The organism is Bacillus sp. LR_5 (assembly GCF_042709275.1).
In genome coordinates this window covers 20,677-35,436 of record NZ_JAVAXX010000021.1, presented here as the reverse complement: position 1 = coordinate 35,436, position 14,760 = coordinate 20,677, and the positions used below count along the sequence as shown (strand labels likewise).

Annotated in this window: 13 protein-coding genes; 2 read left to right on the top strand and 11 right to left on the bottom strand. The window is 45.1% G+C overall.

Features of this window, described 5'->3' with window-relative positions:
• Positions 1-84: 84 nt before the first annotated feature.
• Genes yvfU through RAC86_RS07270 form a run of 4 tightly spaced genes read right to left on the bottom strand, consistent with a single transcriptional unit; the run spans position 85 to position 3,467 of the window.
• Positions 85-687 (bottom strand): two-component system response regulator YvfU, encoded by a 603-nt coding sequence (gene yvfU / locus RAC86_RS07285; protein WP_014115219.1) that lies wholly within the window; start codon positions 685-687, stop codon positions 85-87.
• Positions 684-1,820 carry a sensor histidine kinase gene (locus tag RAC86_RS07280; RefSeq protein ID WP_041521075.1) on the bottom strand — a complete coding sequence of 379 codons (1,137 nt, stop codon included), beginning with the start codon at positions 1,818-1,820 and terminating at the stop codon, positions 684-686. Before RAC86_RS07280 ends, yvfU begins: the two co-directional genes overlap by 4 nt.
• Positions 1,821-1,823: 3 nt before the next feature.
• Positions 1,824-2,561: an ABC transporter permease gene (locus RAC86_RS07275; RefSeq protein WP_003219923.1), complete on the bottom strand. Its 738-nt coding sequence runs from the start codon at positions 2,559-2,561 to the stop codon at positions 1,824-1,826.
• Entirely contained in the window at positions 2,562-3,467 is a 906-nt protein-coding gene (locus RAC86_RS07270; protein WP_072565282.1) for an ABC transporter ATP-binding protein, read from the bottom strand.
• Positions 3,468-3,751: 284 nt separating this feature from the next.
• Here RAC86_RS07270 and RAC86_RS07265 point away from each other — a divergent pair, with 284 nt between their 5' ends.
• Together RAC86_RS07265 and rsbP are read left to right on the top strand one after the other, a co-directional pair.
• Positions 3,752-4,561, top strand: coding sequence for an alpha/beta fold hydrolase (locus RAC86_RS07265; RefSeq protein ID WP_072565283.1), 810 nt, complete (start codon positions 3,752-3,754; stop codon positions 4,559-4,561).
• A gap of 34 nt (positions 4,562-4,595) precedes the next feature.
• Positions 4,596-5,807, top strand: a complete 1,212-nt coding sequence (gene rsbP / locus RAC86_RS07260) for a phosphoserine phosphatase RsbP (protein WP_072565284.1) — start codon at positions 4,596-4,598, stop codon at positions 5,805-5,807.
• Positions 5,808-5,847: 40 nt separating this feature from the next.
• Here rsbP and ganB read toward each other — a convergent pair whose 3' ends face one another.
• The 7 genes from ganB to lutR all read right to left on the bottom strand — a co-directional run bounded on the left by ganB (position 5,848) and on the right by lutR (position 14,742).
• A complete protein-coding gene (ganB, locus tag RAC86_RS07255) occupies positions 5,848-7,137 on the bottom strand; it encodes an arabinogalactan endo-beta-1,4-galactanase (RefSeq protein WP_072565285.1) in 1,290 nt (429 codons plus the stop codon).
• A gap of 80 nt (positions 7,138-7,217) precedes the next feature.
• On the bottom strand, positions 7,218-9,281 hold the full coding sequence (gene ganA / locus RAC86_RS07250) for a beta-galactosidase GanA (protein ID WP_014115225.1): 2,064 nt from the start codon (positions 9,279-9,281) through the stop codon (positions 7,218-7,220).
• A gap of 18 nt (positions 9,282-9,299) precedes the next feature.
• Positions 9,300-10,151, bottom strand: a complete 852-nt coding sequence (ganQ, locus tag RAC86_RS07245) for a galactooligosaccharide ABC transporter permease GanQ (RefSeq protein ID WP_014115226.1) — start codon at positions 10,149-10,151, stop codon at positions 9,300-9,302.
• Positions 10,152-10,154: 3 nt separating this feature from the next.
• The gene (gene ganP, locus RAC86_RS07240) at positions 10,155-11,411 is read right to left on the bottom strand and encodes a galactooligosaccharide ABC transporter permease GanP (RefSeq protein ID WP_061187895.1); all 1,257 of its coding nucleotides are present in this window, start codon (positions 11,409-11,411) and stop codon (positions 10,155-10,157) included.
• A 39-nt stretch (positions 11,412-11,450) separates the two neighbouring features.
• A complete protein-coding gene (ganS, locus tag RAC86_RS07235; RefSeq protein WP_072565286.1) occupies positions 11,451-12,716 on the bottom strand; it encodes an arabinogalactan oligomer ABC transporter substrate-binding protein GanS in 1,266 nt (421 codons plus the stop codon).
• A gap of 140 nt (positions 12,717-12,856) precedes the next feature.
• Complete coding sequence (gene ganR, locus RAC86_RS07230; protein ID WP_014115229.1) at positions 12,857-13,849, bottom strand: galactan degradation operon transcriptional regulator GanR; 993 nt, start codon at positions 13,847-13,849, stop codon at positions 12,857-12,859.
• Positions 13,850-14,019: 170 nt separating this feature from the next.
• Positions 14,020-14,742: an L-lactate utilization/bacilysin biosynthesis transcriptional regulator LutR gene (lutR, locus tag RAC86_RS07225; protein WP_061187893.1), complete on the bottom strand. Its 723-nt coding sequence runs from the start codon at positions 14,740-14,742 to the stop codon at positions 14,020-14,022.
• Between the last annotated feature and the right edge of the window lie 18 nt (positions 14,743-14,760).

The window sequence follows — 14,760 nt, the reverse complement described above, 5'->3', positions numbered from 1 at the left end:
CCATAATATACAGTCGTACTGAATATTTCAACCATAAATAACCAGATGAACAAAAAAACCTGGCTATAAATAACCAGGTCTACATTAAATCCATCCTTTTTCCTCAGCAATGCTGGCTGCTTCTGTCCGATTTTTCGCATCGAGCTTTTGGATGATTTCTGATATATAGTTTCGGACTGTGCCTTGAGATAAATAGAGTTCCAGCGTAATATCTTTTGTTGTCTTGCCTAAAGCCGCCAGACGCAGAATTTCTTGCTCTCTTACAGTAAGCGGATTTTCGTCTCGCATCATATTAAACGTCAGCTCCGGGCTGAAGACTCGTTTTCCCTTTACACACTTTCGGATGGCGTCGGCCAGATCGTCAATTTCGCCGTCTTTCAGCAGATAACCATGTACACCGGCTTTGACGGCGCGTTCAAAATATCCTGGGCGGGCAAAGGTGGTTAAAATAATAACCTTGCTGCCGCAGCCTTTTTGCATTAATTCCTCTGCCACATCCAGCCCGCTTCGAACCGGCATTTCAATGTCCATAATGCATACATCCGGCTCCAGCTTCAAAATGGCTTTTAACGCCTCTTCCCCATTTAATGCTTGTCCGATGACTGTCATATCCTCTTCTAAATCAAGCAAAGATCCCAAAGCGCCTAACAGCATTCGCTGGTCCTCAGCAATAAACAGACGAATCATTCTTTTCGTCCTCCTATCATTCTCGCTTTTTTTATAAGAGGAACTGTCAGTGTCACAACTGTTCCGTTATGAGCTGAAAGCGTTAATCCCCCTTCAATGAGCATGAGCCGTTCTTCCATTCCCCGCAGGCCATTCCCAAACATTTTTTCCTTCGCCGCTCCCTTTCCGTCATCCCGTATGACTATCCTCATTTTGTCAGCGAACTGGGTAATGGTGATGGCGCAGTGGGTGGCATTGCTGTGCTTGATGATATTGGTCACGGCTTCCCGCATACACATGCTAATAATATTTTGAGTGACGGGAGATATTGCTGAAAAGTCTTCGTCCCCTTCGTATTGAAAGGTAATGTTCCCCGTTCTTAATATGTGCTGAATGTTGGCGAGCTCCTCCGTCATCGTGACTGTTCTCATATCAGAAACCAGCTCACGAACTTGCTTGAGTGCGGCTCGTGAACTTGTTTCCATTTCTTTTGCTTCAAGCCGGGTCCGTTCTGGATCAGATGTTGCCAGCCGCTGAATCAGCTGGCTTTTTAATGTAAGCAGCGACAGAGTATGGCCGAGAGTATCGTGAAGATCACGGGCGATTCGAACGCGCTCCTCCCTTTTGGAGAGTTCTTTTATCTGTTCGTTGGCTTGGGCAAGCTTGGTTTCGAGTTCAATTCTCCGAAACAAAGAACGGATTCCAAATGGAGAAATGAGCATGATAACGAGAAACGGGAGAACAGAAAAAAGCTCCCGGAGCGAGACCGAATTCGCAAGTAATTGATAAAAACAAGGGAATAGCAGCATAAAGATTAAACCGCAGAACGCACGGTTAAACTTTGTTTTCTCTTTGTAATAACCAACAAAGTTTGCCGGGAAAAAACCTAAATAGATATAGGTAATATTGTAAAACACACTATAGATAAAAATAACCGCCATTTGCACGATAAGCCAATACGTAAACGAAGCTCTGTCGACACTGCAGAACAACTGGCGATATGCCATGACAAAAAAGATCAGCATGCCATATCCAATCACCTGTTTGATGCCTGATTCTCTCAATAAAGTAAGAAACGGCATGATGGTATACACCAGAAAGATATAAGGGAAAAACCCGAATTGCCTAGGGAATATGGATGTTAAGAGTTTCATGTATTACACCGCTTCTTGTTTTCTTCTTATATATTTAGATAGTAGCATGAAGAGCATCAAATAAGCGATTAATACCAGAATATTTTTCCAGGTTGGACTCCCGCCTCGGACAAGTTCCCACGCTCCGCTCCCGAAATGATAGGATGGAAGCCACCGGCCAATGTTCTGCATCATATCAGGCATGACCTCAAACGGCATCCACATGCCCCCGCCTAAAGCGAGCAGCATGTAAAGCACATTACTGATTCCGGCTGCTGTTTCTACTTTTCTCATGAGGCCGATGAGTGTACCTAACGCTAAAAACGGCAATGCGCCAAACAAAATCCATAGTCCGCTCATGATCCATTCAAACGGTGACAAGGCAATGTCATTGATAATTGCGCCGAACAGAAAAATGACGGTAATGGATAAAACGTGAATCACACTTTGGCCGATCATCTGAGCTGATAAATAGATATGATCCGGAAGAGGCGTAATGCGGATAAAAGCTGTCCAGCCTTGTGACCGCTCTTGAACCATACGGATTCCAAGCGTCATGATAGAGGATCCCATCACACTGAAGACTGTCATCGACATTAAGTAATGGGCGTCCCATGCACGTTGATCAGGTACGTTGGTATTCACTACATTGGTAAAGAGATAATAAAAGGCAATCGGCATCATCAGCGACCAAAGCACAAAGTACTTATTCCTAAGCACCCTTTTCATTTCAGCTATGCTTTGTTTCTGCAGCATGTTCACTCACATCGCCTCCCTGTTTCCGTCAGCCAGCTGGCGAAATGCCTCATCGAGCGTTCCTTGCTCAATCCGGATATCGCGTGCATGTATGTTTTCTTGAAAGATCAGCGCTAACACTTTGTCTGTATTTGATGTTTGGATGATGGTTCTCTTATGCTTGTGGATCACCCGCTCTACTTCCGGATGACGAGACAGCCTTTCCAAGGATTCATCTGAATGTAACGTAAAGGAAACAGACTGTTTTTGAATCCTTGAGCGGATTTGCATTGGCGAGTCGTCAGCCACAAGGCGCCCGTCAGCAAAAAATAAGATTCGCTGTGCGGCATCATCTGCTTCCTGTAAATAATGAGTTGAAAATATAATCGTTTTTCCTTGGTCCGCCAGTCCATGAATGGTCTGCCAGAATCGATGTCTTGATGATGTGTCCATCCCGACTGTCGGTTCATCGAATATCAGCAGCTCCGGGTTCCCGGCAAGAGCCAAAGCAAAGCTCAAACGGCGTTTTTGTCCGCCGGATAATTTTTCTGCTCTTGTTTTCAAATCTTCTTTTGTGAGTGCTGTTAACGAAACGAGTTCTTTCATGGACAATGGATTCGGATAATAGCTTCGGAAGAGTTCGAGGATTTCACTCACCTTCAGACCCGGCATGACACTCACTTCCTGCAGCATCACGCCTATTTTTTCGCGAACCTGTTGATCATCGGGAACCCGGTTAAATAGTTTGATTTCTCCCTTACTCGGTTTCAGCAATCCTAGGATCATGGAGATGACGGTCGTCTTCCCTGCCCCATTCGGTCCGAGAATAGCTGCAATTTCTCCTTTTTTCATACTGAAGCTGATGTTGTTTACAGCTGTTTTTTGCTGAAAATGTTTTGTCGTATTGCTTACTGATACAATCTCATTCATCACATGAGCACCTCCTGATGGCTTACATTGATTGTAAAATGACGGAGAAGATGACGTTAGTATGGGGTGTCATGATATCAGAGTGACAAATGTCATATTCTTCCCCACCGCATGTGCCTAGGCCATCCATCCTCTACATCTTCCAATTCATCCAGCTCTCCTATGCCTGATGTCCCCTTTCTTTTAAACTTCTATTTACTTTCATAGAAAGACACACTCTTGAAACGGCGAGTGTTATGATATACATATTGAACTTTATTTTACTTTCCGGCTGAAAGGAGCCAATCATGAACGAAGCGATTTTGTCTCGAAATGATGTGAAGGTGAAGGGAAGCGGCAAAACATCTATCATTTTTGCACCTGGTTTTGGCTGCGATCAAAGTGTGTGGAATGCCGTGGCGCCGGCCTTCGAAGAAGAACATCAGGTCATTTTATTTGATTACGTCGGTTCGGGGAATTCGGATTTACGTGCATATGACCTGAATCGTTACGGAACACTTGACGGCTATGCCCAAGATGTTCTTGATATTTGTGAAGCTTTAGATCTGGGAGAAACCGTGTTTGTGGGGCACTCTGTTGGGGCTGTCATTGGCATGCTAGCTTCCATCCGCCGCCCGGAGCTGTTTTCCCATATCGTGATGGTGGGGCCTTCTCCTTGCTATTTGAATGATCCGCCTGAGTATTTCGGAGGATTTGAGGAGGAGCAGCTCCTTGGTTTGCTGGAGATGATGGAGAAAAATTATATAGGCTGGGCTACTGTATTTGCGGCAACCGTTCTGAATCAGCCAGATCGGCCTGAAATCAAGGAAGAACTTGAAAGCCGTTTTTGTTCTACTGATCCTGTGATTGCCCGGCAGTTCGCGAAAGCCGCGTTTTTTTCTGATCACCGGGGGGATCTTTCGAAGGTGACGGTTCCCTCTCTTATTCTCCAATGTGCAGATGATATCATCGCACCGGCAGCAGTAGGTGAGTATATGCATAAGCACCTCCCTTATAGCAGACTGAAACAAATGGAGGCACGCGGGCATTGCCCCCACATGAGCCATCCGGAAGAGACGATACAGCTGATCAGCGATTATTTGAAAGTATACGTGTGATATAGGAACGAAAGGGATAGAGGTGACCCTCTTAATGGACAAACAATTGAATGATGCACCATGCGGTTTCCTCACTTTGTCAGAAGAGGGTTCGATAGTAGCAGTCAACCGTACCCTGCTTAACATTCTGAATTATGAGCAGGAACAAGTTATCGGCCAGCATATGGATACAATTTTGACCGTTTCCGCACAGCTTTTCTACCAGCTTTATTTTGTTCCGCTTTTGAAGCTGGAGCATCACATTGAAGAAATATACATTTCCCTGAGAACAAGAGATGGAGAAGAAATTCCCGTCCTTGTCAATGCTGTTGTAAGAACTGATAGCGGAGGAACTGTCACCGAGTGTGTTCTGATTCCGATGCGGAAGCGAAATGAATATGAAAATGAGCTGCTGATGGCCAAAAACGCGGCCCAGGAAGCTTTGCTTGCCAAGCAGAAAGCCAATGCGGAGTTAGAAATTGCCTTGGGAACGCTGAAGGCCAAACAAGAAGAACTTCTTGAGACCAACAAACAAAATGAGCAATTTAAATTAAATACCAAAAGAGAGCTTGAGCTCGCCAGAAATATCCAAGAAAACTCGTTGACTGAACCGATTGTAAACGATCAGATTCAGATTGACGCTTATTACAAAGCATCCAGTGAGTTATCAGGTGATCTATACGGATTTTATCAAATTGATGAACATCGTTACGGCATTATTATTCTTGATGTGATGGGGCACGGGATTTCATCTGCATTGATTACGATGTCTCTTCATCCTTTGTTCCAGCGCCAGATCACGCAAGGTCTCAGCCCCGTCAAAGTCATGAAGGAATTAGACCGCCACCTCCACAGCTTGTTTCAAAATGATGAGGAAGCAAGACATTATTGTACTGCCATTTATCTTGAGATTGATACAGCCCGGCAAAAAATTAATTATGTCAACGCAGGACATCCGCCAGCATTATGGCAGGGCGCCGGCGGAACCCAAAATCCGCTGCACGCAACCGCGCCTCCGATCGGGATGTTTGAAGACACGGTGTTTCATTCTAGCAGCCTTCCCTACACGGAGGGCGGAAGGCTCCTTCTATATACGGATGGCGTGATGGACCCTACAGCTTCATGTTATTTATTTGATTTATTAAAGGATCATCCCGATTTGCCTATTGCTGACCTGAAAGAGAAAATCCTTACATCACTGCATCATCATAAGGAAGCCCATCATAAAAGTGATGACGAATGTTTTATATTAGTTGATTTAAAATAAAATGATCCATGAGATAGTACATCTCATGGATTTTTATGTTTCAGCGCTTCTTCGGGGTATGGCCTGACTCCGCATATTGAAACACCTGCAAGGAAGGCAGCGGGTGTCCGTTAACATCAAACAAAGCTTGGTTATCCACAGCACTTCCCCCATACCACTTCCCAGCATCTTCAGGGTCATATTCAGCAGCATAGCTGGAGGCCCAGCCTGACCCGTATGTGTCCCACAGCACTTTGTTTTTCTCTACCTGTGTTTTCGGCCCGACTGGAATCCACGCAGGCTCCCAATAGAAAACGCCAAGTCCCGCCGTGCCTGTATTCGCTACGGCCTGCATCACATCTCTTATCGCATCCGCCTGGCCTTGAACGGAAATTGGATATGGCAGCGTCTGCCCGCTTTTTGGCGCTGTATTTTCATGCCCATCGCCATCCTCAGCGGTATAGGTGTATGATGTCTCCGCCACCATGACTTTTTTGCCGTACGTATCGGAAACAGCCTTCAGCACGGAGGTCAAATTCTGTAATGTGCCGTGCCAGAAAGGATAATACGAGCTGGCAAACACATCATAATCCACTTTGTTTTTGCTGAGTGTTTCTGCAATAAATGAATACCTTCCTGCCGTTTCAGGATTGGTAAAATGCAGCGCGACCAAAATACCTGGGTCTGTCTCCCTGACCGCGCGGCTTCCTTCATTAAATAATTGGCTCATTTTCGCCCAATCGGTTTCACCTGCAAATGCCCCTGTCGTTTCATTTCCGACCTGAACCATGCCAATGTCGACGCCTTCCTTGATCATCTTTTGCAGGCTTTGTTTCGTATACTCATAGAGCTTTGTTTTTTTAGCTTCAAAGCTGAGATTCGCCCAAGCTTTGGGTACCTTCTGTTTCGCAGGATCGGCCCAGAAATCAGAATAATGAAAGTCGGCCAGCACCTTCATTCCATTCGCTGTGGCTCTTTTTCCGATTTCGATGGCTTTTTGAACATCATTGTTCCCCCCTCCATACCCATTGCCATTTGAATCATACGGGTCATTCCAGATTCGGACGCGAATATAGTTGATGCCAGCTTGTTTTAAGGTTGTAAAAATGTCCTGGCGTTTACCGCTAGTATTGTAAAAGGTGACTCCGCTGTTTTCTAAAGCAATAACACTGGACACATCTGCCCCTTTGATAAAGTCCTTGTTCATACCCTCTACTTTTTTAACGAAAAGATCATCTGTCCGAAGCTCAGGCACATGTTTCTGCCCCTCAATGGCAGCAGCATTTCCCGTAGAACTGAATGCACTCCACACGATGGCAGCCGCAAAGAACATTTTCACTCTGCCCCTCATGATTCCACCCCTCACTCTAAAGTAAGCGTTTTTCAAATATGCTAGAAAAAGAATCCGCCCGTATCGAGCAGAGCATCAGCCTAATGTGTATTTACGACAATTCTGACTTCATATTTTTCCAGCGTCAGGTCACCTGATAATATGTCTCCTGTCATCATATCCTTCACACTGTGATCAAACGTGACCAACTGCTTTTCTTCCGTAAAATTCATGACAAAAATATAATCATTATCCTGATCCTGCCTCGCTTGTACGGAGACACCTTTTCCATGCCGAACCGGAAAAACAGGAGAAAGAGACAGGTCTGTGATGAGCCCTTCATAAAAATCCCGGTGAAATTGATCCTCCAAACGCGCACCGATAAAATACGCCTTGCCCTGTTGATATTGATGGCTTGTCACCGCTGGCGTACGCGCGTAAAAATCTTCTTGATACACCGCTTCTGCTGATGCGGTCTTGACATCGATCACGGTTGCATAGTCCTTCATTTCATATGTTTGGCTGCGATAGCTGACAGCATTTCGATCCTTCGGATATAGCGTGTCGGTTTCAAGAGGCTCAATTCCGAAAATAGCTTGCAAATCCGGATGCCATCCGCCTGTATACGTTAAATCATGCTCATTTACAATCCCGCTGATATATGTCATGACTAAGGCGCCGCCGTTAGCCGTAAACGTTTTCAAACGGGAAATGGTGTCTTCGCTGATTAAATATAGCATCGGGACGATCAACAGTTTATATGGTGAAAAATCCTGTTCTTTTGTGATGACGTCGACAGGGATATCGTGTTCCCAGAACGTGCGGTAATGCTGCTGAAGCGTTTGCGCATAACGTTTTGTCGCCTTCGCAAACCCCTGAGCATCCTCGAGCGCCCAGTGATTTTCCCAGTCATATAAAATAGCCGTTTCAGCGGGCCTCTTCGTTCCGACAACCTCGGACAGCCGTTCTAATGTTTCGCCGGTTTTGGCCACTTCTTGAAAGACCCGGTTCTTCGGGCTATTGTCATGATCTACTATTGCCCCGTGCAATTTTTCTGATGATCCGCGCGATTTGCGGTATTGGAAATAGAGAACGCTGTCCGAACCGTGGGCAATCATTTGCATGGACGACAGCAGATTCATGCCCGGGCGCTTCGCCTTGTTGACGTTATGCCAATTGACCGCGCTTGGCGTACACTCCATTAATAAGAAAGGCTGCTGCTTCAGGCTCCGGTACAGGTCATTGATAAAGCCGACCTTCATCGCCAAATCAGCTGTGCTTTCCCAGTCATTGTGCCAGACCGGATAAGCGTCCCAGCTGATGACATCGACATGCTTCGCAAATTTGCTGTAGTCTAGGCCCTGATACGGAATCAAATCCGGTGTGTCAGCCATAAAGTTCGTTGTGATAGGGATATCAGGCGTCAGTTCTTTCAGCGGAATGATTTCATTTTCATAAAACGAAATCGTTTGATCTGTGACGAACCGGCGCCAGTCTAAGTTCAGGCCGTGTAAGCCGTTTTCACCGATCGGCGAAGGGCTTTCAATTTGTGACCAGTCATTGAATGTGTGGCTCCAAAAAGGAGTCCACCACGCATGGTTCAATGCCTTGAGGCTGTTGTCATATTTCGATTTCAGCCACTCCCTGAAAGCATGCTGGCATAGATCGCAGTGGCACTCTCCTCCGTATTCATTTGAAATATGCCACATTAACAGCGCAGGATGATTGCCGTATCGTTCTGCTAGTAACCGATTGATGTGACGTGTTTTTTCACGGTAGACTTTAGATGTGAGGCAGTGGTTGTGCCTTCCGCCGTGAAGCTGTTTGACACGGGAGGCATTGACGCGCAAAACTTCAGGATAGGTTTGCGACAGCCAGGCAGGACGAGCTCCGCTTGGTGTTGCTAATATGACCCTGCCGCCTATGCTGTGAATCCGTTCAAAAATATCGTCCAACCATTCAAATTGGTATACGCCCTCCTCTGGCTCAAGCGCGCTCCATGCAAAAATGCCGACAGAAAACGTATTCGTATGAGAAAGCTTCATCAGCTTGATATCATCGGCTAAAATATCAGGGCGATCCAGCCATTGATCAGGATTGTAGTCTCCTCCGTGAAGCATAAATTTTGCCCCTGTTACGTGCGTTTTTTCAAGCTTTGACATCATATTCTCCTCCTTAATCTCTTAACCTTTTGTTCCCCCCGCGGTTAACCCGGACACAAAATTCTTTTGCAGCATGATAAAGATGACGGCAACCGGTATGCTGATAAGCAGGGCTCCAGCTGCAAATGTCGTATAGCTGGCCCCCATAACATCATTCACTAAATTGAATAGACCTACGGGCAATGTATATGATTCAGGCGTTCTCAATATCGTTGAGGACAGCACAAAATCTCCGAGCGGGCCGGTAAAGCCGTTCATGGCGACCACTGCCGCCATCGGTTTTGATAATGGCAAAATGATCTGGAAGAAGATTCTTGTGCTGCTGGCCCCGTCAATCTTGGCGCTTTCGTCTAAATCCATCGGAATGGAATCCATGTACCCTTTCATCAAATACGTATTCATCGGGATCAGCCCTCCGATATAAAGCAAGATTAACAGCCAGTGGCTATTGATCATTCCTAAGATTTGCGCCAATACAAACAAGGCAATTAAAGCCGAAAACTGAGGAATCATTTGCAGCAATAAAAAGAGGGTTAAAGCGTATTTTCTCCCTTTAAATCGAAAGCGTGAAAATGCATAGGCCGTAAACGTCACACAGATTAAAGACCCCGCCATCGTAAACAGGCTGATCTTCATTGAGTTGATATACCACTGCACATATTGAAGGCTTTCTTTGCCCGCAAATAATTCCTTGTAATGGTCGAATGTCGGATGCTTCGGAATGATGGATGTACTGATCAAGCTATTGCCGGGGTTAAAACTTGCGCCTGCCGTCCAAAGGAGAGGATAAACAATGATGACCGCCATACAGGCTAACAACAAGTAAGAGAGAAGAAGACGGATATATTTTCTGACCTTCATATCTGCCAGCATGCCTCATGCCTCCTCTTTAAAAGACTTCGTCTGTCTGAACTGCCACAAAGCGATGGAGATGACAAACACAGATAATAAAATGGTTAAAGCTGCGGCGAGTGAATATTGGCTTGACTGCATTGTCAATTTATAAATCCACGAAACAAGGATATCTGTCCCGCCGGCAGTTGATCCGGTTACAGCCGGACCGCCTCCATTGAATAGATAGATAATATTAAAGTTATTAAAATTAAACGTGAACTGAGTAATGATAATCGGAGCCATGGCAATGAACACCATTGGAAGCGTAATGTATCTCAGCTTTGCGAAGACTGAAGCGCCATCAATCGTGGCTGCTTCATACAGATCGTCCGGGATGGACTGCAAGACGCCTGTTGAGACGAGAAAGATGTACGGAAACCCGAGCCAGCCCTGCATAAGAATCAGCGCAAGTCTCGACCAATTGGCATCTGTCATCCATGGAAGAGGCTCTATGCCGAAGAAAGCCAAGATATCGTGATTCATCGCACCGAAGCTATCATTAAACAGCCCTGCAAAAATTAAAATCGTAACGAATCCGGGAACGGCCCATGGCAAAATGAGAATCGTCCTGAAAAAGCGTTTAAAACGAATGTCTTTCTGATTGACAATAATCGCGAGAAAAATCCCTAAACTGACTTGCAGTGTGGATGCGGCAAGTGTCCAAACCACCGTCCAAGCCAGCACATCAAAAAAAGTCGACCTCCAAATATCAACTGTGAAAATGTTTGAGAAGGTTTGAAAACCGACCCAATCAATTAATTTAGCAGGAGGAGAATGATACAAATCATAGTTTGTAAACGCTAATGCAAAGCTGAATAAGATGGGGAAGATTACGGCGAAAATTAATATAAACAAAGATGGGCCGCTGACGACATAAGGATAGCCATGAGAAATAATATGTTGGTATTGTTCCTTGAGGGAGCTCAATGGCTTGTTTTCATCTCGCTGTTTACCGCTTTGAAACGCATCGCGAAGATTCACATAATACACCGCAAGGCCAAAGCAGGTTACGATTACAGCGATAATCCCTTCCGCCAGCAAAAACACGGAATTATCCCGAGGCACTTCTGTTCCCAATGTAAAAATCCCCCAAAACCCCATATTGAGCAGATCTCCAAAGACTGCAAAAAACGATGCGCCTAAGAAAAGAAAGACAAAACCTTTTATCCATTGCTTGTTATAAAATTGCCCGAGCCCCGGGATGATTGACAGCAACAAAGCGATTTGACGATGCTGCACCGTTTTCACCTCTCTTACAATACAAATCTAGCTTTCTCTTTATTTTCCGCTGTGCTTTGCCTTGATTTGTCCTTTGGCCGTTTCAGCAGCTTGATCCAATGCTTGTTTCGGATCCGCTTTTCCTGTTGCAACCGTCTGCAATGCCGAATCAGCCGGCGTCCATATTTCATTCATTTCCGGAATATTTGGCGTCAGCTCTGAGAAGCGGGATTGTTCAGTAACAGCCCGTGCCGCCTCGCTTTTCATAATAGCTGGGTCATCGGCTAAGGATTTCACAGCTGGGACTTCTTTCGTTTGTTCATATCGTGTTTTTGAATTTTTTTCGTTTGCCAGGAAAACAGCCAATTCTTGCGCCAGCTCCGCATTCTTTGAAAATGCACTGACGTTGTAGCTTTTGACACCGATAAAGGCACTCATGTTTTTGCCATTTTCCAGCTCCGGCAGTTTCGTTATGCCATAATTGATTCCTGCTTTCGAAAAGGCTTCTACATTCCACGGACCTGAGATAATCGCGGCGGCTTTTCCTTCTGTGAACAGCGATTCCAACACATTAATCCCTTGTTCTCCAATAATGCCGGCCGGGAATAAGCCATCTTTGTAAAACTTCTGAATCAGCGCAGCACCTTTGACAGCGCCTTCATTATTGATCCCGATATCTGACGGTTTATAGCTGCCGTCTTTGTCCTTTCCGAAAATGTATCCGCCGTACCCGCTCATCACACTTTCCGCATAATAAATTTGATCGAACAGGGCTAAAAAGCCAAACTTGCTTCCATCAGCAGTCTTTTTAGAATAGTCGTACCACTCTTCCAGCGTTTGTGGCAATTCCTTTTCTGAAATGAGATCTTTGTTGTAAAAAAGCACTGTCGTTTCGACCGCTTTAGGCAGCCCATAAAGCTTCTGATCTACCATTTGAGATTGAATGGAAGCGTCAGTATAAAGCGATTGAACGTTCTTTTCGACATGTAATTCCTTGAGTAATCCTTCTGTGACAGCCGTTCCGATTTGGTCACCTGGCATTGTTAACACGTCAGGACCCGTGCCGGCCGGTCCGTCCATCCGCAAATCTTCAATCTGCTTGGCATATGGTTTTTCAACAACTTTGACCTTCACATCATGCTCTTTTTCAAACGCAGCCACGGCGTCTTTAATGCCGATGCTCTTTTCCTTATCCTCCCACACGACAAGCTCCGACCCTTTTGAACTTGATTTGGCGCTGCTGCTTTCCTTTGGGCCGCAAGCCGCCAAGGATAAACTGACAGCCGCGCAGACCATGAGTGCGGAATACTTTTTTGCCATTTTCATTAATTGTCACCCTTTCGTTATGAATGAAAGCGCTTTAAAAATAATATAGCACGACTGAGAAAATGTGTAAACAAACTATTTACTCCCATCGGTAAATTTTTTTACCTAAATAAAAAATGACTTAGTCTCCTAAGCCATTCTTAATTCATACTCTTTCTGACGATTAATTCCGCACCCACATATAATGTTTTTACCGTTCTTCTCTTGTCCTGCACTTGTTCAAGCAGCATTTCAACGGCATTTTTACATAATTCGTGTATATCAATATGAAACGTCGTCAGAGGGGGCGAGACATACTTTGCGAAGCTGATGTTGTTGATGCTTACTACGCTTACCCTGTTCGGTATGGGAATTCCTTTTTCGTTCAGGGCTTGCAGACAGCCTACTGCAATCGGGTCCGCTGCGATCAAGAAAGCAGTCGGAAGCTGATCGCCTAATGTATCGATCGCTGTTGTCATCAGGCGGTAGCCGTTTTCTACAGAAAACCCGCGATGACAGAAAATATAACGCTCGTCCAGCATGCCTTTTTCCCTCATATAGGATCTGAAGGTTTGTTCACGGATGTCCATTTCATCCTGATTGGTGTTCGGATTTTTGTATGTGCCGCCGATAAAACCAATTCTTTTATGCCCTTTCTCGCTCAGGATGTTTACCGTCTTCTTTGTCATTTGAGCTAAATCAGGCCTTACCGAGTCAAAATGATCGGGATCAGGAGTTGAATCGATAAAGACGCCGTTTTCAGTGAGATTTCTGAGGAAAGCCAGCTCTTCATCAGAAAATGTCCCGACAGCTATAAACCCTTCCGTATGTTCAGGGATGCTTTCGATGCCATCCGATATTTTATAAGTTGTCATGTCGACATTGAAGGTTTTCGCCAATTTCTCTACTTCTAATCTCATTGTTTTAAAATAGACATCTTCTAATTCTTCTTTATCGGTCAGCCAATATAAAAAAGCAATATGTTTCACTAGCGGCCTCACTGTTTTCTTGCGGTAATTGAGCTTTTCAGCCGCTTCATAGATTTTCTCCCGTGTCTCATCAGGAACAGACAGGCTTTCATCGTTATTTAAAACGCGGGAAACGGTTGAAATTGAAAATCCCGCTTCCTGCGCGATATCCTTAATTGTCGCCATTGTATCTGCCTCCATTATTCAGCTCGTTGTTCATTTTAGTAAAATATTTTACTCCCTTTTCCGCAAATGTCAACAAGCTCTTCCTGCATCATGTAAAAAGACTGAACCATTTGCGGCTCAGTCTCGGTTGTCCGTACATGCGGTGCGGAATTGCCCGGGAAATGAGTTGGTTATTGCACATTTTCCTCGAAATATCCCGAAAGAACATCTTCCACATTCGTTAAATGCGCCAGCATGGCGGCTTCTGCCTGTGCTCCATCCTGTGATGCCACGGCCTTGTAAATCCGTTCATGCTCCTCATACAGCCGCTGAACTGAGGTCTTCTTGGAAAACAGCCAGATTTTCCGTGTTTCTCTCATCGTTTCCAGCAGCAATGATGACACATGGTTCATCAAGTGTTTAAGAAGTTCATTTTGGGAAGCGTCAGCTAACGCCAGATGAAATGCGAAGTCTGCTTTCTCGCCCAGCTCCCCGTCCGTTTCAATGCTGCCCATTTCCTTTAACGCAGCATGAATTCTTTCGAGATCAGCTTCTGTCCTTTTTTCAGCAGCTAATGACGCCACGCCGATTTCAAGCAGTTTTCTGACCTCAAGCAGCTGCTTGACGTCCTCTTTTTTCATAAGAAGAGCGGCTGAGAGCGGCTGAGAAATTTGATTGAGCTCAAATTCCTTCAGGTATGTGCCTTCTCCCTGTTTCATTTCGACAAGTCCCATCGCTTTTAGCGCGGAAAGTGCTTCACGAACTGCTGAGCGGCTGACTTGAAAGCTTTCGGAAAGCGCCTGAACGGAGTCTAATTTATCTCCTGGCTTCAATTCGCCGTTTTTGATCATATCTAATAGTGCATCCGCCACTTCTTCATATATTTTCTTTGTTTTAATCTGTTTGTATTTCAATGCAATTCACCCCGTAAC